This is a genomic window from Kribbella sp. NPDC003505 (assembly GCF_040610875.1).
Taxonomy (GTDB): domain Bacteria; phylum Actinomycetota; class Actinomycetes; order Propionibacteriales; family Kribbellaceae; genus Kribbella.
Genome location: NZ_JBEXNA010000002.1, coordinates 825,579 through 849,450, shown reverse-complemented (window position 1 = coordinate 849,450; position 23,872 = coordinate 825,579). Strand labels below are relative to the sequence as shown.

The 23,872-nt window shown below is 70.6% G+C and carries 22 protein-coding genes; 16 read left to right on the top strand and 6 right to left on the bottom strand.

The window, feature by feature from the left end; genetic code table 11:
- Positions 1-42: 42 nt before the first annotated feature.
- Genes ABZX12_RS08555 through ABZX12_RS08540 form a run of 4 tightly spaced genes read left to right on the top strand, consistent with a single transcriptional unit; the run spans position 43 to position 4,197 of the window.
- Complete coding sequence (locus ABZX12_RS08555) at positions 43-672, top strand: chemotaxis protein CheB (protein ID WP_355691117.1); 630 nt, start codon at positions 43-45, stop codon at positions 670-672.
- On the top strand, positions 672-2,543 hold the full coding sequence (locus ABZX12_RS08550; protein WP_355691115.1) for a CheR family methyltransferase: 1,872 nt from the start codon (positions 672-674) through the stop codon (positions 2,541-2,543). Before ABZX12_RS08555 ends, ABZX12_RS08550 begins: the two co-directional genes overlap by 1 nt.
- Before the next feature lie 9 nt (positions 2,544-2,552).
- Complete coding sequence (locus tag ABZX12_RS08545) at positions 2,553-3,485, top strand: ANTAR domain-containing protein (protein ID WP_355691113.1); 933 nt, start codon at positions 2,553-2,555, stop codon at positions 3,483-3,485.
- Complete coding sequence (locus ABZX12_RS08540; protein WP_355691112.1) at positions 3,478-4,197, top strand: GAF and ANTAR domain-containing protein; 720 nt, start codon at positions 3,478-3,480, stop codon at positions 4,195-4,197. The genes ABZX12_RS08545 and ABZX12_RS08540 overlap by 8 nt, the downstream gene beginning before the upstream one ends.
- A gap of 174 nt (positions 4,198-4,371) precedes the next feature.
- Here the strand turns inward: ABZX12_RS08540 and ABZX12_RS08535 are convergent, their stop codons facing one another.
- Together ABZX12_RS08535 and ABZX12_RS08530 are read right to left on the bottom strand one after the other, a co-directional pair.
- Complete coding sequence (locus ABZX12_RS08535; RefSeq protein ID WP_355691110.1) at positions 4,372-4,599, bottom strand: hypothetical protein; 228 nt, start codon at positions 4,597-4,599, stop codon at positions 4,372-4,374.
- The gene (locus ABZX12_RS08530; RefSeq protein ID WP_355691109.1) at positions 4,596-4,922 is read right to left on the bottom strand and encodes a hypothetical protein; all 327 of its coding nucleotides are present in this window, start codon (positions 4,920-4,922) and stop codon (positions 4,596-4,598) included. Before ABZX12_RS08530 ends, ABZX12_RS08535 begins: the two co-directional genes overlap by 4 nt.
- A 343-nt stretch (positions 4,923-5,265) precedes the next feature.
- On the opposite strand from ABZX12_RS08530, the gene ABZX12_RS08525 reads away from it, so the two are divergent.
- Positions 5,266-5,550, top strand: a complete 285-nt coding sequence (locus tag ABZX12_RS08525; protein ID WP_355691107.1) for a hypothetical protein — start codon at positions 5,266-5,268, stop codon at positions 5,548-5,550.
- A 10-nt stretch (positions 5,551-5,560) separates the two neighbouring features.
- On the opposite strand, the gene ABZX12_RS08520 is transcribed toward ABZX12_RS08525, so the two are convergent.
- Together ABZX12_RS08520 and ABZX12_RS08515 are read right to left on the bottom strand one after the other, a co-directional pair.
- A complete protein-coding gene (locus tag ABZX12_RS08520) occupies positions 5,561-6,262 on the bottom strand; it encodes a CBS domain-containing protein (protein WP_355691105.1) in 702 nt (233 codons plus the stop codon).
- Positions 6,263-6,278: 16 nt separating this feature from the next.
- Positions 6,279-6,863, bottom strand: coding sequence for a hypothetical protein (locus ABZX12_RS08515; protein WP_355691104.1), 585 nt, complete (start codon positions 6,861-6,863; stop codon positions 6,279-6,281).
- A gap of 165 nt (positions 6,864-7,028) precedes the next feature.
- On the opposite strand from ABZX12_RS08515, the gene ABZX12_RS08510 reads away from it, so the two are divergent.
- The 4 genes from ABZX12_RS08510 (at position 7,029) to ABZX12_RS08495 (ending at position 10,715) form a co-directional block, all read left to right on the top strand.
- Complete coding sequence (locus tag ABZX12_RS08510) at positions 7,029-7,475, top strand: pyridoxamine 5'-phosphate oxidase family protein (protein WP_355691102.1); 447 nt, start codon at positions 7,029-7,031, stop codon at positions 7,473-7,475.
- A gap of 47 nt (positions 7,476-7,522) precedes the next feature.
- A complete protein-coding gene (locus tag ABZX12_RS08505) occupies positions 7,523-9,268 on the top strand; it encodes a GAF domain-containing protein (protein ID WP_355691101.1) in 1,746 nt (581 codons plus the stop codon).
- 119 nt (positions 9,269-9,387) lie between these two features.
- Positions 9,388-10,362, top strand: coding sequence for a hypothetical protein (locus ABZX12_RS08500; protein ID WP_355691099.1), 975 nt, complete (start codon positions 9,388-9,390; stop codon positions 10,360-10,362).
- Complete coding sequence (locus ABZX12_RS08495; RefSeq protein WP_355691097.1) at positions 10,359-10,715, top strand: hypothetical protein; 357 nt, start codon at positions 10,359-10,361, stop codon at positions 10,713-10,715. Before ABZX12_RS08500 ends, ABZX12_RS08495 begins: the two co-directional genes overlap by 4 nt.
- A 31-nt stretch (positions 10,716-10,746) precedes the next feature.
- On the opposite strand, the gene ABZX12_RS08490 is transcribed toward ABZX12_RS08495, so the two are convergent.
- The gene (locus ABZX12_RS08490; RefSeq protein WP_355691096.1) at positions 10,747-13,434 is read right to left on the bottom strand and encodes a GNAT family N-acetyltransferase; all 2,688 of its coding nucleotides are present in this window, start codon (positions 13,432-13,434) and stop codon (positions 10,747-10,749) included.
- Between the two features lie 128 nt (positions 13,435-13,562).
- Between ABZX12_RS08490 and ABZX12_RS08485 the strand changes: the two genes are divergently transcribed.
- From ABZX12_RS08485 to ABZX12_RS08455, 7 genes are all read left to right on the top strand, one after another.
- Entirely contained in the window at positions 13,563-14,963 is a 1,401-nt protein-coding gene (locus tag ABZX12_RS08485; protein WP_355691094.1) for a cytochrome ubiquinol oxidase subunit I, read from the top strand.
- A 10-nt stretch (positions 14,964-14,973) separates the two neighbouring features.
- Positions 14,974-15,981: a cytochrome d ubiquinol oxidase subunit II gene (gene cydB / locus ABZX12_RS08480; protein ID WP_355691092.1), complete on the top strand. Its 1,008-nt coding sequence runs from the start codon at positions 14,974-14,976 to the stop codon at positions 15,979-15,981.
- Entirely contained in the window at positions 15,981-17,609 is a 1,629-nt protein-coding gene (cydD, locus tag ABZX12_RS08475; protein WP_355691090.1) for a thiol reductant ABC exporter subunit CydD, read from the top strand. The genes cydB and cydD overlap by 1 nt, the downstream gene beginning before the upstream one ends.
- Positions 17,606-19,375 carry a thiol reductant ABC exporter subunit CydC gene (gene cydC / locus ABZX12_RS08470; RefSeq protein WP_355691088.1) on the top strand — a complete coding sequence of 590 codons (1,770 nt, stop codon included), beginning with the start codon at positions 17,606-17,608 and terminating at the stop codon, positions 19,373-19,375. Before cydD ends, cydC begins: the two co-directional genes overlap by 4 nt.
- The gene (locus ABZX12_RS08465; RefSeq protein ID WP_355691324.1) at positions 19,279-21,627 is read left to right on the top strand and encodes a phosphoketolase family protein; all 2,349 of its coding nucleotides are present in this window, start codon (positions 19,279-19,281) and stop codon (positions 21,625-21,627) included. Before cydC ends, ABZX12_RS08465 begins: the two co-directional genes overlap by 97 nt.
- Positions 21,624-22,445, top strand: a complete 822-nt coding sequence (locus ABZX12_RS08460; RefSeq protein WP_355691087.1) for a universal stress protein — start codon at positions 21,624-21,626, stop codon at positions 22,443-22,445. The genes ABZX12_RS08465 and ABZX12_RS08460 overlap by 4 nt, the downstream gene beginning before the upstream one ends.
- Positions 22,446-22,513: 68 nt before the next feature.
- A complete protein-coding gene (locus tag ABZX12_RS08455) occupies positions 22,514-23,092 on the top strand; it encodes a flavodoxin domain-containing protein (RefSeq protein WP_355691085.1) in 579 nt (192 codons plus the stop codon).
- A 171-nt stretch (positions 23,093-23,263) separates the two neighbouring features.
- On the opposite strand, the gene ABZX12_RS08450 is transcribed toward ABZX12_RS08455, so the two are convergent.
- Entirely contained in the window at positions 23,264-23,806 is a 543-nt protein-coding gene (locus tag ABZX12_RS08450; protein WP_355691083.1) for a hypothetical protein, read from the bottom strand.
- Between the last annotated feature and the right edge of the window lie 66 nt (positions 23,807-23,872).

Here is a 23,872-nt window from a genome sequence, read left to right as displayed (position 1 = left end):
TCGAACGCCTCGGATCGGCTAGGCTCGGAAGGTGTTCCCCAGTTGTCACACGAGCTCATGAACCAGTCGCCGGAGCCCCCGCCGAGGGAGCACAGTGATCCGTTCGACATCGTCGCCATCGGGTCGTCCGCCGGTGGCATCCGGGCTCTGGGTCTGGTGCTCGGCGCGCTCCCGGCGCGCCTCTCGGTGCCGGTGGTGGTCGTCCAGCATCTCGACCCGCGCCACGAGACCGTGATCGCCGATGTGCTCGGGCGGCGCACTGCGCTCGAGGTCAAGCTCGCCGAGGCGGGTGAGCAGGCACGGCCGGGCACCGTGTACGTGGCGCCTCCCAATCGGCACCTGCTCGTCGGCGGCAACGGCGAATTCACGTTGTCGAGCAGCGAAATGGTGCACTTCGTGCGACCGTCGGCCGATCTGTTGTTCGAGTCGGTGGCCGGGGCTTACGGTGCGCGGGCGATAGCCTGCCTGCTGACAGGATCCGGCAGCGACGGAGCGATGGGCGTGAGTGCGGTCAAGTCACGAGGCGGCACGGTGATCGTCGAGGATCCGGAGTCCGCGGAGTTCCGGGGCATGCCGGACGCGGCGGTCGGCACCGGATCGGTCGACTTCGTGCTGCCGCTGGACGAGATCGCGGGCGTCATCGTCGCCCTGGTCGACGCGAGGAGCGTGTGATGCCGGACGACATCGACGACGGTGTGGACCCCGACCTGGAGCAGTTGCTCGCCTTCATCCGGGACGCGCGCGGCTTCGACTTCACCGGCTACAAGCGGACCTCGCTGGCCCGCCGGGTCCGCAAGCGCATGCACGACGTCGGGATCTCGGAGTACCTGGACTACCGCGACCTGCTGGAGACGAGCGCGGACGAGTTCGGGTTCCTGTTCAACACGATCCTGATCAACGTCACGAGCTTCTTCCGCGACACCGAGAGCTGGTCCTATCTGCAGCAGGAGATCATTCCCGAGCTGCTGGGCAGCGCCGACTCCGACCAGGAGATCCGGGTCTGGAGCGCCGGTTGCTCCAGCGGCGAGGAGGCGTACTCGCTGGCCATCATGTTCGCGCAGGCCCTGGGCATCGAGGAGTGCGCCCGGCGGGTCAAGATCTACGGCACCGACGTGGACGAGGAGGCGCTGCGCGAGGCCCGCACCGGCGCCTACTCCGAGAAGGCACTCGAGGCGCTTCCCGAGGATCTGCGCGAGCTGTACTTCGAGCAGAGCGGATCGCGTCTCGTCTTCCGGTCGGACCTGCGCCGCAGGGTCATCTTCGGCCGCCACGACATCACCCGGGACGCCCCGATCTCCCGGCTGCACCTGCTGGTGTGCCGCAACACGCTGATGTACTTCAACGTGGAAGCACAGTCGCAGATCATCGACCGGTTCCACTTCGCCCTGCGCCCGGACGGCTACCTGTTCCTCGGCAAGGCCGAAATGCTGCTGTCCGACGGCGAGCGGTTCGACGTCGTCAACATGCGTCAGCGGGTGTTCCGCCGACGAGCAGGTCGGGCCGAGCCGCCGCATCAGCCCAACCCGCTGAAGCTGACCGCGCCGACGGGTGGCGAGCGGCGGGACGCCGCCCGGAGACGGCAGCTGCGCGACCTGGTCCTGGAAACGGCGCCGAACGCGATGATCGCGCTTGATCTCGACGGCGCGGTCACCCAGGTGAACAGTCAGGCCAGAGCACAGTTCGGGCTCACCTCCCAAGACGTCGGACGGCCGCTGCGCGACCTCGAGGTCTCCTACCGGCCGACCGAGCTGCGCTCGCTCATCGAGCAGGCGCAATCCGAGCGCCGTACCGTCCGGGTGAACGGCGTGGAACGCCGGTTGTCCGCCCAGGACGTGCAGTACCTCGACATCATCGTGCAGCCGCTGACCGCCGACGACGGCATGGTCGTCGGATCGTCGGTGGCGTTCCTCGACACCACCACCCTCACTCGGCTGCAGCTGGAGGTGAAACGCAACCGGGAGGACCTGGAGACCGCCTACGAGGAGCTGCAGTCCACGAACGAGGAACTGGAGACCACCAACGAGGAGCTCCAGTCCAGCATCGAGGAACTGGAGACCACCAACGAAGAACTCCAGTCCACGAATGAAGAACTGGAGACCACCAACGAAGAACTCCAGTCGGGCAACGAAGAGCTCGAGACGATGAACGAGGAGATCCGGATCCGCAGTACCGAGCTCGACGAGGCCCGGACCTTCCTCGAGGGTGTGCTCGCGAGCGTGGCCGCCGGGGTGGTGGTGCTCGACGGAGAACTCCGGGTGCGCAGCTGGAACCGCGGCGCGGAGGAACTCTGGGGCCTGCGGAGCGACGAGGTCCAGCGGCAGCCGTTCTTCCAGCTCGACTTCGGGCTACCGACGGATGCGCTCGTGGAGGTCGTGCAACGCTGCCTGACCTCCGGCCACCGCACCGATCCGGTCGACCTGATCGCCGTGAACCGCCGGGGCCGCCGGATCAAGTGCTCCGTGATCTGTTCACCGCTGGACGGTCAGGCAGAAGGCGTGGTTCTGCTGATGGAGGACCTCCAGGAAGCCGGGGAACAGGACTAGAATCGCGACGTGGTGAATGGGCTGTCCGCCTGGATCGGTGCCGCTCGGGAGCAGGCCGAGCGCGAGCGCGCCCGAGCGGATCGTGCCGCCGCGATCGCCCGGCGGCACGAAGAGCTGGTGACCACCGGACCCGACGCGATGCGCGCTGTCCACGAGCGGCTGGCCCGCGTCCACCGCCGCAGCGAAGACCGTCATCTGACAGCCGCCAAACTGCACGATGCGCACATCCGCAGGCTCGGCCGATGGATCTCATCCGACGCTCTGGAGGCCGAGCGTCCGCGGCTGATCTCGGCAGTCGCGGAGCTGCTCGGGACCCGGAGTGCCGGGATCACGCTCCTGGACTCGCGGCAGATCGAAGCCTCGGTGATCTCCTCCGACCCGGTCGCGGCGGCCGCCCAGGACCTGGAGCTCACACTTGGGGAAGGACCGGTCCACGACTCCACCGCCACCGGCAGGCCGGTGGCCGTGGCCGCGCAGTCTTTGCGGCATCGGTGGGAGTACTACTCGCCCGCGATCGCGGCGCTCGGCGTGCGCTCGCTCGCGGTCGTTCCGCTCGGACCGCCGGAGCGGTGCATCGGCGCGCTCGCGGTGTTCGATCCGCCCGGCCCGGCGTTCGCAGAGCCGCTGGTCGGTGAACTCGAGGAGTTCGCCGACGCGCTCACTCATACGATGCTCCTGACCGAGGAGTGTCTCGCCCGGCTGCTCGCGGAGGGAGAGCCCGCCGGCGCCGCGAACGTACTCGACTCGCCCAACCACCGGCTGGTCCTCCATCAAGCCGTCGGGATGGTCGCCGCTCAGTGCGACTGCAGTGTCGAGGACGCACTGACCCTGGTCAGGGCCCGGGCCTTCGCGCACGACGAACAGGTCACCGATGTGGCCCGGCGGATCGTCGAGAAGCGACTGCGGCTGGACGTGCAGGAGGGGAGAATTTCCGATGAGTGAAGCCGAGTACGCCTGTGCCACGGTGCACGACCTGGTCGCCCGCTTCGTGACGGACGAGAATCTGATCGACGCCCTCGCCTGGCTCACGGTGCGGTGCGCGGAATCGCCCGGCGTGACGGCCTCCGCGCTGATGATCGCCGACCGCGACGGCGCCCTCGACGTCGTCGCGGCCTCGTCCGCCGCGGCACGCCGCCTGCAGGAGCTGGAGTCCCGGGTCGTCGAAGGACCCGCTCATGACAGTTACGGCAGTGGTTCGCGGGTGGACTGCCCGGATCTGACCGATGCCGACACCCGGTGGCCCCGCTTCGCGCCCGCGGCGCGGCACCAGGACATCCGGGCGGTGCACGCCTTCCCGATGCCCTTGCCGGGGCGCACCATCGGGTCCTTGACGATGTTTCTGAGCAAGCCCGGCGCCCTCTCCGAGGACTCGCTCGAGGCCGGGCAGATGCTGGCGAGCACAGCCGCGCTCGGCGTGGAGGCGCACCACTCGACCCTGCACGAGACCCGCGCCGACCAGTTGCAGGGCGCCCTGGACAGCAGGGTGCTGATCGAACAGGCGAAAGGGCTCCTCGCCGAGCGGCTCGGCCTCAGTCCCGACGACGCCTTCACGGTGCTGCGGCAGTACGCGCGCAACAACGGACGCCGCCTCGCCGACGTCGCGGCCGCCGTACTCGACGGCTCCCTGGCCCTCACCACGACGCGTCCCCGCTAGGACATGCCCTAGTCCCCACGCAGCCGAGCCCCCGTTCCGCTGCACTTGCGCCGTTGCCGTGCAGCGGAACGGAAGCCGACCTCGCCGGGGCTCCCCTCCGTTGCCGGACGAGGAGAGGAGCCTCGTCCGGCGACCCGGCGTACCCGCACGCTCAGTGCGGAGCTCAGTGGGACATCACCCGCTCCCGTCGGCAGCGCGTTGGTCCAGCTCGCGTTGCAGGCGCTGCCGGTAGATCTGGAGCCGGATGTTGAGGACCCTCGGCCCGCCTTGCTGCGGCGACCATCGCTCGTCGATCTCCGCGTCCAGCGACGCCAGCGCGGCCGTCAGCTCTTCGGTCCGCCACGCGTCGAAGCGGGTCGAGTGCGCCAGCCGGTCCAGGTACACCGAGGTCATCGTGCTCACCCCTGCCCCTCGTCGCGCCGGCCGGCAGCCAGGTCGAGAGCCAGGTTGAGGGTGGCGATCGCTCGCGCCTGGCGAACAGTGCTGCGATGCCGGGTGACGCTGCGCAGCTGCGCGTGCGCACGCCGGAGGACGGCCGGGTCCGGGATCCGCTCGACCAGCTCGGCGGCTGCCGACGCCGGCATCCAGTCCGGATCGACGACCGATCTCAGAACCCACACGACGACCCATTGCGGCGACCGGGCCGGGACCATTCGACGGCGCGTCCCGCCGAACGGGAACGCCGCATTCGCGGGAAGCAGCGATCGATCGGACGAAACGAACATAGGACCCCCTGTGCACGCAGCAGGTGCCGGGTCCGGGGCCCCTAGATAGGGCCCGACAGTACCACCTCGCACCGGGCCCGAACAGGCTGTGACTGCTGCCTGCGCCCGTCGTTCGCCACCTCCGATCACCGCCGAACACAGGCGAACACAAGCGATCTCAGGGCGTCTCAGGAGATCACGCAGGTCACGGAGATGACGGGGCTCGGGACCGATGCCCGGCGATCTCGGGACTTTCGGCCCACCGCCCGGCGGCGACGATGTTGCAGAGTGCTGGTGAGACCCCGTCGATCCCCTCTGACCCGGTCTGGGGCTGCGTCAGAACTCCGATCAGGAGACCAGGCCCATGAGCACGCACGAAGCCGCCGCCCCCGAGGACGGCACCGAACTGCACGCGGATGTCGAGACGTACTACGAGAACGGCGCATGGCACACGCGCCGCTGTGACTCACCGGATCCGTTCGCGTCCGGCCCCAGCCGGGTGCGGCTGATCGCCATCGGCGTCGAGGTGGCCCGATGGAACGGGTTGTGCCACATCATCCGCGACATCGACGGCACCGTCGCCGAGGTGAACCGATACGCCACCGGCCCGTACCCGAGCCGCTCCCCCGTTCCGACCGGGCACTCCTGAGCCTGACGCGTCAGGGGCGACTCCGGTGCTCCGGTGACGGCGTGATGCCCGGCGTCGACTCGGTGTCGTCGTACGCCCACCTGAGCTGGTTGTCGAGGCCGACCACGCCGTCCACCTCGGCCGTCAGTTTCCCGGCGAGCTCCGCGGTGCTGCGCCGGTCGACCTGGCCGGACAGTGTCACGACCCCGTCCCGGACGGCGAGCTCGATGCCGGACGCGGCGTCACCCAGCGTGGTGACGACCACGTCCCGCCGGACCCGCTGCAGCAGGTGGTCGTCCGGCTCGAGGAAGGTCTTCAGCAGGTCGGACCTGGTCACGATCCCGGTCAGCACCTCACCGTCGGTCACCACCAGCCGGGTGATGCCCCGCGCCGCCATCAACTTGGCCGCCTCGGGAATCGTCGCCGTCTGATCGATGGTCACCGCCGGATGCGACATCAGCTCCGCGACCCGCACACCGGCCGCCCGCGAACGGGCCCTACGTTGCCGCCGGCGCAGTGCCCACGAACGCTTGCGGGCTCCCTGGAACTCCTCCTTACGGACCAGATCCGTCTCCGAGACCACGCCGCCGACGCCGCCGTACGCATTCAGCACCGGCACAGCCGTGATGTGGTGCGCGGCCAGCACACCGACGACGTCCTTGTACGGCGTGTCCTCGGTCACCGTGATCACGTCGCGGGTCATCACGTCGGACACCTTCATCGGCTGCGTCATCGCTCCTCCAACGCACTCACTCCGGATGGATCGAGGTGCCCATGCCGGCCTGGCGGATGAGGTCGGACACCAGGTCCTGGGCCTTCCCGATCGTGGTCTCGAGCGTCTTCAGGCCGTCGTCGGGCCGGCCGGCCTCCAGCGCCCACCGGGCCGCCGCCATCCCTTGGACCAGCGAGTCGTTGATCTCGATCGCCTCGCGGTACAGCAACGCCCCGGACTCCAGCTTGCGCCGCTCGGCCTCGGCTCGGCGGAGCCGGTCCGAGGCGTCGCCGAGCAGGAACCCGAGCAGCAGCTCTGGCAGGCAGCGAGCGATCCAGCCCACCGGACCCAGGTCCGTGCCGGTCGCCAGAACCCAGGTCACCACCATCAGCACAGCCAGCGCGCCCGCGGCCACGCCGGCGCGCCGCCCGAACGCCACCGCGATCAGCGCGACCGGCAGCGTGAACAGCAGCATCGACGCGTCGACGGCGTCACCGTCGGCCAGGCGCACGACCCAGACCGAGGCGAACAGCAGCCCCGCGACGACCAAGGCCGCCGCCGGGTGCTGCCGGAACCACGGCTCCCGGGCCAATGCTGTCGATCTGCTGCCGAACACGCTCATTTGCCCAGCGTGCGCCGCACCTGCCGCGAGCGCACGGGCCGAAGGTCACCTGCCGCGGTGACAACCTCCCGACCGCGAGGTCCCGATGGTCCGGGACCTTCGGCCCTACTCGACACCGCCTGGTTCTCGCGAGAGTTGCTGCAGGCAGCCAGGAAAGGCACTCCGATGACCCTCACCCACCACTTCGATCACTCACGGCTCGAGATCGTCGATCGTGCCGAATGCTTGCGGCTGCTGCAGTCCGTGCCGATCGGACGTCTGGTCTACACCTCCGGCGGCCTGCCCGCCGTCCGGCTGGTCAACTTCCTTCTCGACGCGGACACAGTCGTGTTCAACTCGGGTCGCGGCGACAAGTTCCGGGCCGCGGAACGGGGCGACGTCGTGGCCTTCGAGGCGGACGAGGTGGATCTCGAGCGGCACGTCGGCTGGACGGTGACCGCGATCGGTCACCTGTCCGTCGTCAGCGACGACGAGGCCGCCGAACTGCGGCGCACCCTGCCGGTGCGCTCCTGGCTGCCGATGGAGGATCCGCGACTGGTCCGGGTCGGTGTCGAATCGGTGCACGGGAGGCGTCTCGTGCCCTGGGGGAAGCGGCCGCGCGACGGGGCCTAGACCGCAAAGTGCTTCCTATTGCCCGCACCATTCCCTAGAGTGAGCGGGTGGTGGGCGACTCGCAGGCAGGACGAGGAACCTGGGACGAGGGGGCGCTGGAGTACGCCGGGTTGTCGCGGGTACGTCTCGACGCGCTGTTGCAGGAGCTCCTCGGCCGGGTCGACGAGATCATGGAGTACCAGGAACGCCTGCGCGCGCTCCTCGACGCGGTCGTCGGCATCGGTGCGGATCTCGACCTGAACAGCACCCTGGACCGCATCGTCACCGCCGCCTGCGAACTCGCCGATGCCCGGTACGGCGCACTCGGTGTGGTGGGGCCGGACGGCAAGCGCCTGGTCCGGTTCATCACGCACGGCGTCACCGACGAGGAGATCGCCGCGATCGGCCCGTATCCGGAGGGCCACGGCATCCTCGGCCTGCTCATCGAGCACCCGGAGCCGATCCGGATGCACGATCTCGCCGAGCACCCGCGCTCGTACGGCTTTCCGTCGAACCACCCGCCGATGAAGAGCTTCCTCGGCGTCCCGATCCGGACCCGGGAACATGCCTACGGCAACCTTTACCTGACCGAGAAGACCGGCGGCGCCGACTTCACCGAGGACGACGAGCGCACGGTCACGGCGCTGGCCGCGGCCGCCGGTGTGGTGATCGACAACGCCCGGTTGTACGCCGACACCGAGCAACGTCGGCGCTGGCACGAGGTGAACGCCGAGATCACCCAGCTGATGCTCGGTGAGTTCGACGCCGACCAGGCGCTCCAGCTGATCACCCAGCGAGCCCGCGAGATCTCCCGTGCGCAGGTGTGCGCCGTCCTCATCGCCGATCACGACGAGCTCGTCGTGCGGGCGGTGGACGGTCCGCCGGACTACGCCCGGTATGTCGGCCGCCGGCTGCCGGCCGATCTGCCCGTGCTGCGCCGGGTGGTCGCCGACGACGGACAGGTGGTGGTCATCGAGGACCTCGCTCAGGTCCTCAAGGACGCGGGCGGCCTGACCGACTTCCCGGAGGCGGCCGCGCTCGGCCGGACGACCATCGCGCCGCTGCCGGCTGGTGGTGCGGACACCGGCGGCCTCCTGGTGGTGGCTTTGGAACAGGGTGCGAGCAGCCGCCTGACCGAGGGGGCCGACCTGGTCCGGATGTTCGCCGGCCAGGCCACGCTGGCACTCGAGCGGGCCCAGGCGCAGCGCGACCGGGACATGCTCGCCGTCCTCGAGGACCGCGACCGGATCGCCCGCGACCTGCACGACCTCGTCATCCAGCGGTTGTTCGCGACCGGTCTGCAACTGCAGGGCATGCACCGGATGGCCCGCCCCGAGCATCAGGAGCGTCTCGGCCGTGCGGTCGAGGACATCGACACCACCATCCACGACCTCCGGGCCGCGATCTTCGAGCTGCAGCAGGCGCCGGAGTCCAGTTCACTGCGCAGCGACCTGCAGGTGCTCGTGTCGGAGTACGCCGAAGGTCTCGGCTTCCGTCCGCGGCTGATCTGTACCGGACCGATCGACACCGGCGTGCCGGCCTCCGTCCGGCCGCAGATCCTCGCAGTGGTGAGGGAATCGCTGTCGAACGTCGTCCGGCACGCCAACGCCCGGAATGCGCTCGTGGAGGTCACCGTCGGGGACGGCCAGGTCGTCGCGCGCGTCTCGGACGACGGCATCGGCATCGGCTCCACCACCCGGCGCAGCGGCCTGCGCAACCTCACCGAACGGGCCCAGTCCCTCGGCGGCACCGTCCGGCTCGCCGGCAACGACCCGCGCGGGACGATCGTGGAGTTCACCGCGCCCACTGACTAGGCCCTGTCTGGATCACCAGACAGGACCTAACGGCCTGGCAGGTCGGGACTCTTGCCCGCAGCGCCACTCGCCTCCCACCGGCGAACCTGAAGGAGGAAAACCAGTGGGAGGAGCCTCCGGTGTCCGATCAGCTGCCGGCGAAAGACGTCGACGTCCTGCTCGCGGCCGCCGTGGCCGCGCCGAGCATGCACAACACCCAGCCGTGGCGGTTCGAGGTCGAGGGCCACGTGATCGACGTGTACCTGGACGGCTCCCGCACGCTTCCCGCCGAGGACCCGACCGGCCGGGCGATGCGGATCGCCGCCGGCGCCGCCACCTTCAACCTGCGCTGCGCGGCCGAAGGCCTCGGGTACGGCACCTGGTTCGGGCTGGCGCCGTACCCGCGGGAAGAACCCGACCTGCTCGCCCGGATCGTGCTCGAACCGACCGCCGCCCGGGACGAGGAGCTGCGCGACCTCGCCGTCCAGATCCCGTACCGGCACACCGACCGGAACCCCTCGGACGCGATCCCGCTCACCGAGGACGTCCGCGTGCGGCTGCTGCGGGCGGCGTACGCCGAGGGCGCCGAGCTGACCTGGCTCGGCGAGGACGACGTCCGCGCCGTCCTCGACCTGGTGCTCGACGCCGACCTGCGCGAGGTCCACGACTGGCAGCGCCGCGCCGAACGCGCGCACTGGGTCGGCGGCCTGCGCACCGGCGACGGGGTGCCCAGCACGGCGCTCGGACCTCGCGCCGCCAGCTACCCGTCTGCCGTCCGCGACCTCGGGACGCGGCCGACCGACCGGAGCCGCGTCGAGCGGCCCTTCGAGAAGCATCCAGATCTCGCCGTGCTGTCCACCGAGTTCGACGCCCCCACCGACCAGGTGGCGGCCGGCGCCGCGCTCGAGCGGGTACTGCTCGCCGCGACCCGCGACGGCGTCAGCGCGTCCTTCCTGAACCAGCCGCTCGAGTACGACGACCTGCGCCGCAAGGTGCAGCGCCTCACCGGCGCCCCGGGTCATGCCCACATGATCATCCGCTTCGGCCACAGCCGCTCCCACACCGGGACCGACCGCCGCCCGGTCGCCGACTTCCTCCCGAAGGAGCAGTCATGACCACCCTGCGCCAGGAGCTCGACCGGTGGGAGGCCGAGCTCACCGACATCGCCGAATCCAGCCAGACCGACAACTGGTTCCTCGAGGAACGTCGCCTGGCCGAGGCCCAGCACACCCTGGCCGCCTTCCGCGGCCACATCCTGCCGCTGATGGCCGGCGGGGTGGTGGACGCGGTGATCGTCGACGAGATCGAACACCTGCTGGACACCCTCGAAGACCTCCGCAACGACCTGTTCCGCACCGTGCACCCCGCTGACTCGCACCGCCGGATCGCGGAGACGGTCGCCGCCCTCCGCGCCCTGGCCAACGTCGCCCTGCGCTTCGAGCAGATGCCGGCACGGCAACCGTCCTGACCCTCCTCGGCCTTCATCGGACCTGCGCCGATCAGTCGCCGCGCATCCGGCGGGCGTGCCAGTCGGGCTCGGGAACAGCCGGTGTCAGACGGATCCGTACGTCCACCGCGAACGCACCGGTCGGACCGGCGACGAGCGGGTTGATGTCGAGCTCGGCCAACTCCGGGACCTGCTCGGCGAGCCAGGCGATCCGATGGATGACATCGACGACCGCGGCCTGGTCTGCCGCCTCCGCGCCGCGGTAGCCGGCCAGCACGGGCGCACACCGCAGCGAGCGCACCATGTCGGCCGCGTCCAGGTCGGTCAGGGGCAGGCCACGCCATTGGCGGTCGGCCAGCAGGTCGGTGAGCGTCCCCCCGCTGCCGGCCATCACCAGCGGCCCGAACAGCTGGTCGCGCACCGCCCCGATGACGAGTTCCATGCCGCCCGGCGCCATCGCCTGAACCACCACGTGCGGATCTCCCGCGGCAGCCGTCACGTCGTCGTACGCGGCGGTCAACTGCGCCGCGTCCGCCAGGTTGATCCGCACGCCGCCGATGTCGGTCTTGTGCACGACACCCGGCGCGGCCGTCTTCAGGGCAACCGGGTACCCGGCCTGCTCCGCCGCCGCGATCGCCTCCGGGCGGGAGGATGCGGTCAGCACCGGTATCACCGAGAGTCCGGCGCGTCGCAGCAGCTGGTTCGCCTGGCGCGGGTCCAGCCATCCGCCGTCCGGTGACTGCTCGAAGAACCGGCGCACCACACCCTGGGCGCCGGCCACGTCCACGCGCCCGAGCCCCGGTACGACGCCTTGCGGCCGGGCGCGCCACTCGGCGTACCGAATGGCGTGGGCCAGGGCGCGGACCGCGCTCTCCGGGAACGGGAACACGGGCAGTCGCCGCCCGTCGGGCAGCGCGATCTCCGGGGTGGCGTGGGGTGCCCCGACGCAGTTCACGACGACCGGCAGGTCGGCCGGTCCGGCGACGGCGGCGATGGTGTCGTAGATGTCCTCGACCCGGCCGGCCCTGGTCACCGCGTAGTTCACCACAACGCTGTCGGCCTCACCGCTGTCGATGATCACCCGCAGCGCCTGAGCCAGGCTTTGCGGCGACGCGGCCGCGCCGAGGTCGACGGGGTTCCCGCTCGCCACCGCCCCGGCCTCCTCCAGCTGCCTTTGCACGCTTTCGCTCAGCTCGGGCAATTCGAGTCCGAGCCGGCCGGCGGCATCGGCCGCGAGGATCCCCGCGCCACCCGCGTTGCCGACCACAGCGACCCGGCGGCCCCGCGGCAGCGGCGGCACCGCCAGCACGCGGGCCGTCTCCACCAGTTCCTCGATGGTGTCCATCCGCAGGACGCCGGACTGCGCGAACAACGCGTCCACGGCCGTCTCCGGCGTCGCCGCCGCGGCTGTGTGCGAGGCCCCGGCACGCCGGCCACCCACCGACCGCCCGCCTTTCACGACCAGGATCGGCTTGGTCCGCCCGATCATCCGGGCCAGCCCGCCGAACTTGCGCGGGTTTCCGAAGGACTCCAGGTACAGCCCGATTACGGACGTTCGCGGCTCGCCCCACCAGTGCAGCAGGACGTCGTTGCCGCTGACATCGACCTTGTTGCCGAGGGAGACGAACTCGGAGATGCCCAGCCCGGTCCGGCCGGCGTGCTCCAGCACCGCGATACCGACCGCGCCGGACTGCGCCGCGATCGCCAGCGCACCGGGCCGCGGCGCGACCTCGGCGAATGTGGCGTTCAGCCTGATCTCCGCCGCGGTGTTGACCAGGCCCAGGCAGTTCGGCCCGATCAGCCGGATGCTGTGCCGGCGGGCGACCGCGAGCATCTCGCGCTGCAGCTCGCGACCGGCGGTGCCGAGCTCGGAGAACCCGGCGGTCAGCACGACCGCGCCTCCGACGCCCGCCGTGCCGCACTGCGCCAGTACGTCGGCCACCTGCTCGGCCGGGACCGCGATCACCGCGAGATCGACCGTCTCCGGCACTGCTGCGATCGTCGGGTACGCCGCCACGTCGGCGATCCGCGTCGCCCGCGGGTTCACGGCGTACGCCGTACCGGTGAAGCCGCCGGCGACGATGTTGCGCAGCACCTCGTGCCCGATGCCGCCAGGCGCCCGGCCGGCGCCGATGACCGCGACCGTCCGGGGCGAGAACAGGCGCTGCAGCGAGCGGTTCTCGGCCGCCCGCTCGCGATCGGCCATCCGCTCCAAGGTCGCCGGGTGGTACGCCGTGTCGAGCACGAGCTCCACCACGCCGCTGTCCAGCCTGCGGACCTGCTCGAACCCCGAGTCGGCGAGCACCCGCAGCATCTTCGCGTTCTCCCCCAGCGTGTCGGCGCGCAGCCGCTGGATGCCGTTCTCCCGGGCCGTCGCGACCAGCTGCTCGAGCAGCAGCGTCCCGATCCCCTTGCCGTGCACGGAATCCTGCAGCAGGAAGGCCATCTCGGCCTCGCCCGCCCGGAGGACCTCGTAGCTCGCGATCCCGACGACGTCCTGGCCGTACTCCGCGACCAGCGCGACGTGGCCGTCCTGCTCGGCGGCGAGGTGATGGGTGTACTCATCGGCCATCAGCCGGCTGATGCCGAAGAACCGCAGGTAGATCGACAAGTCCGACACGCGGCTGTTCATCGCCTTCAGCGCCGGCTCGTCGTCCTCGCGCACCGGCCGGATCCGCACCACCGACCCGTCCGAGGCCAGCACGTCCCACCCCGCGCCCGGGTGCTCCACCGCCGTCATCGCGGCTCCCTTCGACACCCCACCAGCTCACCGCGGGACCCGGGACCCGATCCAGTGCCGTTGGGTCCCGGCCCACCGGGACCTTCGCCTCTACGGCAGCACCGCCGGTTGCCGGGACGCTGAGGACCATGGATGCGATCGACCTTGCCCGATGGCAGTTCGGGATCACCACCGTCTACCACTTCCTGTTCGTGCCGATCACCATCGGCCTGTCGGCGCTCGTGGCCGGTCTGCACACGGCCTGGTACCGGACCGGGAAGGTCAAGTACCGGCAGCTCACCCAGTTCTGGGGAAAGCTGTTCCTGGTCAACTTCGCGATGGGCGTCGTCACCGGCATCGTGCAGGAGTTCCAGTTCGGCATGAACTGGAGCGCCTACTCGAAGTTCGTCGGCGACATCTTCGGCGCCCCGCTGGCGATCGAGGGGCTGCTCGCCTTCTTCCTCGAGTCGACGTTCCTCGGCCTCTGGATCTTCGGCTGGGACCGGCTGCCGAAGAAGGTGCACCTGGCGTCGATCTGGCTGGTTGCCATCGGCACACAACTGTCGGCGTACTTCATCCTGGCCGCCAACTCGTGGATGCAGTGGCCCGTCGGTTACACCTACGACCGCGCGAGCGGCCGCGCCGAGCTGCAGGACTTCGGCGCGGTGCTGACCAACAAGGTCGCGCTGGCCACCTTCCCGCACACCGTCGCCGCCTGTTTCCTGACCGGCGGCGCCTTCATGCTCGGTATCGCACTGTGGCATCTGCTGCGCAGTGACACACACGGCGGGAAGGAACGCCGGGAGCTGTTCCGCCCGTGCGTGAAGCTCGGCGCGATCACGGTACTCGTCGCGGCTGCCGCGGTCTTCGTGACCGGCGACATCCAGGGCAAGATCATGACCGAGACGCAGCCGATGAAGATGGCCGCGGCCGAGGCGCTGTACGAGACGTCGGAGCCGGCCGGCTTCTCCCTGCTCACGATCGGGTCGCTGGACGGCCAGCGCGAGGTGTGGTCGGTGACCGTGCCGCACGGGCTGTCCTTCCTCGCGACCGGCACCTGGAACGGCAAGGTCGAGGGCATCAACAACCTCCAGACCGCCTACGAGCAACGCTTCGGCCCCGGCAGCTACAAGCCCAACATCCCGGTCACCTACTGGACGTTCCGGTTGATGATCCTGTTCGGGCTGCTGTCCGCGCTGGTCGCGGTGATCGCACTCTGGTACCTCCGCAAGGACGGCCGCAAGCCGTCGCGCTGGCTCGTCCGGGCCGCGATCGCGCTACCGCTGCTGCCGCTGGTCGCGAACAGCTTCGGCTGGATCTTCACCGAGATGGGCCGGCAGCCGTGGATCGTGTTCGGCCTGATGCAGACCCGCGACGGCGTCTCGCCGACGGTCGGCGCCGGATCGGTGCTGACCTCGATGATCACCTTCACGCTGCTGTACGCCGTACTCGCGGTGATCGAGGTCCTGCTGCTGCTCCGGTTCGCCCGGACCGTGCCGGAGACACCGCGCGCCGACGCACCCGAGCCCGACACCGCCTTCCTGTACTGAGGAGTCGACCGTGGAACTCACCGACATCTGGTTCCTGCTGATCGCGGTCCTGTGGACCGGTTACCTCGTACTCGAGGGCTTCGACTTCGGCGTCGGCATGCTGCTGCCCGCGGTCGCCAAGGACCCCGTCGACCGCCAGGTCACGCTCCGGACCATCGGCCCGGTCTGGGACGGCAACGAGGTCTGGCTGCTGGTCGCCGGCGGCGCCACGTTCGCGGCCTTCCCGTTCTGGTACGCGAGCCTGTTCTCCGGCTTCTACCTCGCCCTGCTGGTCATCCTGGTCGCGCTCATCGTGCGCGGCATCGCCCTGGAGTACCGCAACAAGCTCCACGACGAGGCCTGGCACCGGCGTTGGGACCTCGCGATCGTGATCGGCAGCGCCGTACCGGCCCTGCTCTGGGGCGTGGCCCTGGCCAACATCGTGCGCGGGGTACCGCTGAACGCGAACCACGACTTCACCGGCACGTTCTTCACTCTGCTCAACCCGTACGCACTGCTCGGCGGGCTGACCACGCTGGTCCTGTTCGCCCTGCACGGCGCGATCTTCCTCGCTCTCAAGACACACGGTCCGGTGCGCGACCGCGCTCGCGCGCTGGTGCTTCCGCTGGGCGGCGCGACCGTTCCGCTGGCCGCGCTCTTCCTGATCTGGACCCAGTCGTACGACGGCTCGTGGATCACCTGGGCGCTCGCGCTGCTGGCCGCGGTGTGCCTGCTCGGCGGGATCCTCGCGTCGCGCGCAGGGCGCGACGGTCTCGGCTTCCTCGGCACGGCGGCCACCATCGTTCTCGCCGCGGCGACACTGTTCGTCACCCTCTACCCGGACGTGCTGCCCTCGACGACGGACGCGGCGTACAGCCTCACCACGACGAACGCCGCGTCCACGCCGTACACGCTGAAGATCATGACCTGGGTGGCGGTGGTGTTCACACCGATCGTGCTGCTCTACCAGGGCTACACGTACTGGGTCTTCCGTCGGCGGCTGACCCGCGACGACATCCCCCGCGTGAAGGTGGCCTGATGCCGGCCGTCGATCGGCGACTGCTCCGGCACACGCGCAGCACGAGGGCCATGATGCTGCTGTCGGTCGTGATCGGCACCGCGCAGGCCGTACTCATCCTGCTCCAGGCCTCGCTGCTCGCACGAATCATCGCGGATGCCTTCCTCGGCGGGCTCGACATCGATGGGCTCCGCGGTCCGCTGGCGGTGCTGGCAGCCACCTTGCTGGGCCGGGCCGCGCTGGCGTGGGTCGCGGAGGTGGTCGCCCAGCGGTGCTCCGCGGCGGTCAAGTCCGAGCTCCGGATGCGGTTCCTCGACAAGATCGTTGCCCTGGGCCCGCGCTGGCTGACCGGCGAGCGCAGCGGTGAGCTCACCACGCTGGCGACCCGCGGCATCGACGCCCTGGACGACTACTTCGCCCGGTACCTGCCGCAGCTCGTGCTCGTCGGCATCGTTCCATTGGTGGTCGCGGCGCGCATGCTGGCGGCGGACTGGCTGAGCGCAGTCATCGTCGTGGTGACGCTGCCGCTGATCCCGGTGTTCATGGTCCTGGTCGGTCTTACCACCAAGGCCGCGACCGCCCGGCAGTGGGAGACCATCCAGACGCTCGCGCATCATTTCCTCGACGTCCTCGCCGGGATCGGCACGCTGAAGGTGTTCGGCCGCTCCCGCGCCCAGGTCGAGACGGTCCGGCGGCTCGCCGACCGGCAACGCCGGACGACGCTCGCCACGCTGCGGATCGCCTTCCTGTCCTCTCTCGTCCTCGAACTCGTCGCGACACTGTCCGTCGCGCTGGTCGCGGTCTCGGTGGGGCTCCGGCTCGTGGACGGCCGCCTCGACCTCGAGACGGCGCTGCTCGTCCTCATCCTCGCGCCGGAGGCCTACCTGCCGCTGCGGCTGCTCGGCACGCACTACCACGCCGGCGCCGAAGGACTCGCCGCAGCCGACCGGCTGATCGCCATCATCGAGCAGGCGACCCCGGAGCCCGGCCACGAGCCGGCCGATCCCGCGGCCGGGCTCACCCTCCGAGGTGTCACGGTTCAGGGTCGCGAGGAACCTACTGGTCCGGGCGCGCTCGACGACGTGTCGCTCGTCATCGAGCCCGGTCGGATCACCGGCATCGTCGGGCCCAGTGGCGGCGGCAAGTCCACGCTGCTCGGCCTGCTCCTCGGGACAGTCCGGCCGGATCGCGGCCAGGTTCTTGCCGGGAGCATCGATCTCGCCGATGCCGACCTCGAGGGCTGGCGGCAGAACGTCGCCTGGCTGAGCCAGGACCCGACCCTGTTCGCCGGAACGGTTGCCGACAACATCGCGCTGGGCGCCTCCTCGGACGAGGTCGCCGTCCGACGGGCGGCGCACGCGGCGCGGGTCGACGTACCGCTGGACCTCGTGCTCGGCGAGCGGGGCGACGGTGTCTCCGCCGGGCAGCGCCGGCGGATCGCGCTCGCCCGGGCGATCCTCCGGGACGCTCCCCTGCTGCTGCTCGACGAACCGACCGAGAGCGTCGACCCGGCCACCGAGCGGGCGCTCCTCGAATCGCTACCGGCCGCGTTCGCGGGTCGCACCGTCGTTCTCGTCACCCACCGCCCCGCTCTGCTGGAGCTGTGCGACCACGTCGTCCATCTCGACCGTACGGCGGTGGCGGCATGACGACGCTGCGTTGGCTGGCGACCGTCGCCCGCCCCGAGCTCCGACGGTTGAGCGCCGCCGCGCTGCTCGGCGTGCTCGCGATGGCCTGTTCGATTGGGCTGATGGCGACGTCGGCGTGGCTGATCTCGCGCGCCGCCCAGCATCCGCCGGTGCTGTACCTGACGGTCGCGATCGTCGCGGTCCGCGCCTTCGGCATCGGGCGCGGCGTGCTGCGGTACGCCGAACGGCTGGTCGGGCACGACGCCGCCTTCCGGGTCCTCGGCCGGACCCGTGTCCAGGCCTGGATCGATCTCGACCGCGCCGCGCCCGCGGGCCTCGGCGGGTCCCGCGCCGGCGATCTGCTGACGCGGGTCACGCGCGACGTCGACGCGATCCAGGACCTGCTGGTCCGGGCACTGCTCCCGATCGCGGTCAGCCTGCTCACCGGTATCGCCACCGTCGCGTTCCTGACCGCGCTCCTCCCGGCAGCGGGTGCGGTCCTCCTGATCGGGCTCGTCGCGGCCGGAGTCGCAGGCCCGGCGGCCTCACTCCTGCTGGCCGCCCGGGCCGAGCGCCGGTACGCGCCGGTCAGGGCAACACTCACCACCGGCGTCCACGAGTTGCTGACCGGCCTCGCCGACCTGACCGCGTACGGCGCAACCGACGAACGACTGCAGCGGATCCGGCAGCAGGACGCCCGCCTGACGGGCATCCTGCGGCGCTCGGCGTCGTCGGCCGGAGCCGGCGCAGCCGTCACGAACGCGGCACTCGCCTGCACCGTCACGGCCGAGATCCTCGTCGGCGTCCCCGCCGTACGCGACGGACGACTCGCAGGCGTCCTGCTCGCCGTCCTGGTCCTCACACCGCTGGCGGCCTTCGAGCTCGTCACCCCACTGCCCGCGGCGGCGCGCTGTCTGGTGCGCGGCCGGCAGGCGGCGGACCGGTTGCGGGCGCTGAGCCACCTCCCGGCCCCATCTGTTGCCTGGGGCACCGAGAACGCCGACACCCCGGCCGGCGCCGCCGCGCTGTCGGCCCGGCAGGTCACCGTCCGCTGGCCCGGCGCCCCCGCTCCGGCGCTCAGCGCGTTCGACCTCGACCTGCGGCCCGGACGACGGATCGGGCTGATCGGGCCCAGCGGTTCCGGGAAGAGCACGCTCGCCGCGACGCTGATGGGTTTCCTGACGCCCGAGTCCGGCCAGGTCACCTTCGGCGGGACGGAGCTCGCCGCGCTCGACGAGGCGTCGTACCGCCGGCAGGTCGTGCTGTGCGGTCAGGACGATCACGTCTTCGACGCCACCGTCCGCGAGAACCTGCTGATCGGCGATCCCGGCGCCACCGACGAGCAACTCCTCGACGTCCTCGACCGGGTCCGCCTCGGCCAATGGGTCCGAGGCCGGCCCGACGGGCTGTCCACCACCGTCGGGGAACGCGGCACCCGCATCTCCGGCGGCGAACGCCGGCGCCTGGTGCTCGCCCGCGCGCTGCTCGCCGATCCCGCCGTGCTCGTCCTCGACGAACCCACCGCCCAGCTCGACGGCCCGACCGCCGACGCCCTGATCCAGGACATCACCCACGCCACCGAGGGGCGGACCACGCTCCTCATCACCCACCGGTACCACGATCTCGAGGCCGTCGACCAGATCGTCGACCTCGCGGAGGAGACCTCGTGCACGAACTCACTGGAAAGCCCCTGTCCGCCGAGGAAGTCGCCGACCTCGACGCCTACTGGCGCGCGGCCAACTACCTCGCCGCCGGCCAGATCTACCTACTCGGCAACCCGCTGCTGACCGAGCCGCTCCAGGCGGAGCACATCAAGCCGCGGCTGCTCGGCCACTGGGGTACGACACCCGGTCTCAACATGCTCTACACCCACCTCAACCGGGTGATCCGCCGCCGCGACTTGACCATGATGTACGTCATCGGGCCCGGCCACGGCGGCCCGGCGATCGCGGCGAACACCTGGCTGGAAGGCAGCTACAGCGACACCTACCCGGACGTGTCCCGCGACGCGGCCGGCATGGCTCGCCTGTTCCGCCAGTTCTCGTTCCCCGGCGGCATCCCGAGCCACGTGGCGCCGGAGCTGCCCGGCTCGATCCACGAGGGCGGCGAGCTCGGATACTCGCTCAGCCACGCGTACGGCGCCGTACTCGACAACCCGGACCTCGTCGTCGCGTGCGTGATCGGCGACGGTGAGGCCGAGACCGGCCCGCTGGCGGCGTCGTGGCACTCGAACAAGTTCCTCGACCCGCGGACCGACGGCGCCGTCCTGCCGATCCTGCATCTCAACGGGTACAAGATCGCCAACCCGGCGGTGCTGGCGCGGATCGGCGACGACGAGCTCACCCGGCTGCTGGAGGGGTACGGCTACCGGCCGTACCTGCTCGACGGCGCCGAGCCCGAGCACGTCCACCAGTCCCTCGCACTCACCCTCGACCAGGCGCTCGACGACATTGCCGCGATCCAGGCCGAGGCCCGCACGCACGACGGGGCCGCCCGTCGTCCCTGGCCGATGATCGTGCTGCGGACGCCGAAGGGCTGGACGGGTCCGCGCGAGGTCGACGGCGTACCGGTGGAGGGGACATGGCGGTCGCACCAGGTGCCGCTGTCCGGCGTACGGACATCGCCGGAGCACCTGCGGATGCTGGAGGACTGGCTGCGCAGTTACCGGCCGGAGGAGCTGTTCGACGCGGACGGCAGGCCGGTGGAGCGGCTGCTCCGGCAGGTGCCGCAGCCCGCGCGGCGGATGGGGTCGAGCCCGCACAGTAACGGCGGTCTGCTGCGGCGTGACCTCGATCTGCCCGACGTCGCGCGATACGCCGTACCGGTCGAGGTGCCTGGGCAGACCGACCATGAGCCGACCCGGGTGCTCGGGGACTACCTGCGGGACGTGATGCGCGCCAACCTGCCGCACCGCAACTTCCGGGTCTTCGGGCCCGACGAGACCGCATCGAACCGGCTGGATGCGCTCTACGAAGTCACCGGCAAGGCCTGGAACGCCGAAGTGCTACCGACCGACGAGCACCTCGCCGTCGACGGCCGCGTGATGGAGATCCTGAGCGAGCACACCTGCCAAGGCTGGCTGGAGGGATACCTGCTGACCGGACGGCACGGCTGGTTCTCCTGCTACGAGGCGTTCGTGCATCTCGTCGACTCGATGGCCAACCAGCACGCGAAGTGGCTCAAGGTCACCCGTGCACTCCCCTGGCGCCGGCCACTTGCCTCACTCAACTATCTGCTGACCTCGCACGTGTGGCGGCAGGACCACAACGGCTTCTCGCACCAGGACCCCGGCTTCATCGACCACGTCGTCAACAAGAAGGCCGAAGTCATCCGGGTCTACCTGCCGCCGGACACGAACACGCTGCTCGCGACGGCCGAGCACTGCCTGCGCAGCCAGGACTACATCAACGTCGTCGTCGCCGGGAAGCAGCCGCAGGCCGACTGGCTCGGGCCCGAGGCCGCCGCGCTGCACTGCGCCCGTGGTCTCGGGGTCTGGGAGTTCGCGAGCAACGACGACGGCGCTCCCGACGTGGTGATGGCCTGCGCCGGCGACGTGCCGACGATGGAGACGCTCGCCGCCGTCGGCCTGTTGCGCGAACACCTGCCGGCGCTGAAGATCCGCGTCGTCAACGTGGTCGACCTGATGCGGCTGCAGCCCGCGAGTGAACACCCGCACGGTCTGGCCGACGCCGACTTCGACGCGTTGTTCACCACGGACAAGCCGATCATCTTCGCCTACCACGGCTACCCGTGGCTGATCCATCGGCTCACCTACCGGCGGTCGAACCACGAGAACCTGCATGTGCGCGGCTACAAGGAGGAGGGCACCACGACGACGCCCTTCGACATGGTGGTGCGCAACGACCTCGACCGGTTCCACCTGGCGCTCGACGTGATCGACCGGGTGCCCGGTCTCGGGCAGCGCGCCGCCGACGTCCGCCAGTGGCTGATCGACCAGCGGGCCCGGCATCACGCCTACATCCTCGAGCACGGCGAGGACCTGCCCGAGATCCGGAACTGGCACTGGAGGACGCCATGAGCACCAAGAAGGTTGTCGTCGGCATCGACGGCCGGCCTGACTCCGACAACGCGATCCGCTGGGCGGCCGCCGAAGCCGCCGCCCGCGGAGCGGTCCTGCACCTGGTGCACGCGTTCGTCTGGGCGGAGTTCCGGGGCGTTCCGCTGGGCGCGAGCGACATGGCGCCGGGACTGCGGGCGCAGGCCGACCTGATCGTCGCGGACGCGGTCGAGCTGGCGCGGAAGTTCGAGCCCGGCCTGGAGGTCACCGGAGAGCGCGTCGACGGCTTCCCGGCCGCCGTACTGCTGGCGGAGTCGCGGCACGCCGACGTCGTCGTGATCGGCAGCCGGGTCACCGGACGGCTGCTCAGGCTGATCGTCAGCTCGGCCGGTACCGAGCTGGCGGCGCGCGCGCACTGCCCGGTGGTCGTCGTCCGGCCCACCGACGACGCGCTCGCCGGCAGCCGCGTCGTCATCGCGTACGACGGCTCGCGGGCCGCCGACGTCGCGGTCGACTTCGGGCTCGACTACGCGCGACGGCGCGGGCTGCCCGCCCGCATCGTCGCGGTCCTGGAAGCGGACGAGGACGACGACCACGAGTTGCTCGCCGGGGTCCGGCGGCACGCCCTCGCCGCCGACACCGAACTCGTCGAGGTGACCGGCCATCCGTCGGAACTGCTGCTCGAATGGTCCGCCGACGCCGAGCTGCTGGTGGTCGGATCCCGCGGCCGCGGCGGCTTCCGCGGCCTCGTGCTCGGCTCGGTGAGCCAGACCATGCTGCACCAGGCGCCCTGCCCGGTCGCGGTCATTCCGCACGCGGCGATCGAAGGTCCCGCGTAGCCGGGTCGTTCGGCACTGCCACGCGCCGACGCCGGCTGGTGTTCTTGGAGTGACCGAAGGAGGTCCTGATGTCCAAGAACGTACTCGTCGCGTACGCCAGCAAGTCAGGCGCGACCGCCGGCATCGCCGAGGCGATCGGCGCCGAACTGCGGGCGCACGGGCACGACGTCGACGTGCTCGACGTCAACCGCGTACAGGACCTCGCCCGGTACGACGTGGTGGTGCTGGGCAGCGCCATCTACATCCGCCGGTGGCGCAAGGACGCCGTACGGTTCCTGCGCCACAACGTCGACGCGCTCCGCGAGCGTCAGGTGTGGCTGTTCCACAGCGGCCCGGTCGGACCGGACAAGGATCAGGACCAGGACATGCCGCCGGCCGTCCGCCACCTCGCGCACGAGATCGGCGCGACGCCCGCCAGGACGTTCGCCGGCCGTCTCGAACCGGACACCGCCAAGGGATTCCTGGCCCGCCGCCTCGCGACCGGCAACCTCGCCGCCGACTCCCGCGACTGGGACAAGATCCGTGCCTGGGCGAGCGACATCAGCGCCTCCATCGAAGCCACCGAACGCAGCACCTGGCACCGCTCCGCAACCACTCAGTCCCCGAATCACGCCGCCAGTCCCCCAGCCGGGCACTTCCTCGACTGACCGGAGCCGAAGCGGTCGGATCATGAACACCGCGCTGACCGAGGCCACGCAGCGGCCATTCGATGCGGACTCGTTCATCCACCCAACACCGCATGCCCCGGGCCCGCGACAACTGGCCGGGGGATGCGGACGCCCGCCGAACCATTGGTCCAACGTCGGCGTCGGAGCAGATCAGTCGGAGGCTGCGCGGGCCAGCTCGTTCGCGTACGCGCGCGCGTCCAAGGCGTCGAGCGCGATGAGCCGCGCGTTCTGGACCGTCCACTCCGCGTAGTCGATCGCATCGAGGGCGTCGGCCTCAGCCCACTTTGCGTCGGACTCCGCCATCTTCGCGTCCAGCTGGGCGTTGCGTTTGTCGATCTTGGCCTTCACGTCATCCATCTTGGCCTTGGCGTCGGCCTGCATCTGCGCCCACTTGCTCTGCGCGCGTTCCGACGCCTCACCGGCCTTCTGCTTCACGTCCTTGCCCGCCAGATCCAGGTCGACCTGCGCCTGATCGATCTGCCCGCGCAGTTGATCGCGCGACGCCGTGGCCGCTTCGCGCACCGAGGCCAGCGCAGCGGACGTGCGCTTCTCGAGTTCTTCGAACCGTGCCGAAAAGTCCATCTCGTCCCTCCCCTGGACGTCGCCTACACAATCCAGGCAACGCCTCCTGATTCCCCAGTGCAACCCCCTGGCCGACCGGAGGATCGACAGCCCCAGGCAGATGGCCACCATCGGCCTGCTTCTGCGCGGGGCGCGGCCGGCGCTGGACGTGTGAGGGTGCGGCGGAGGAGAGTCAGC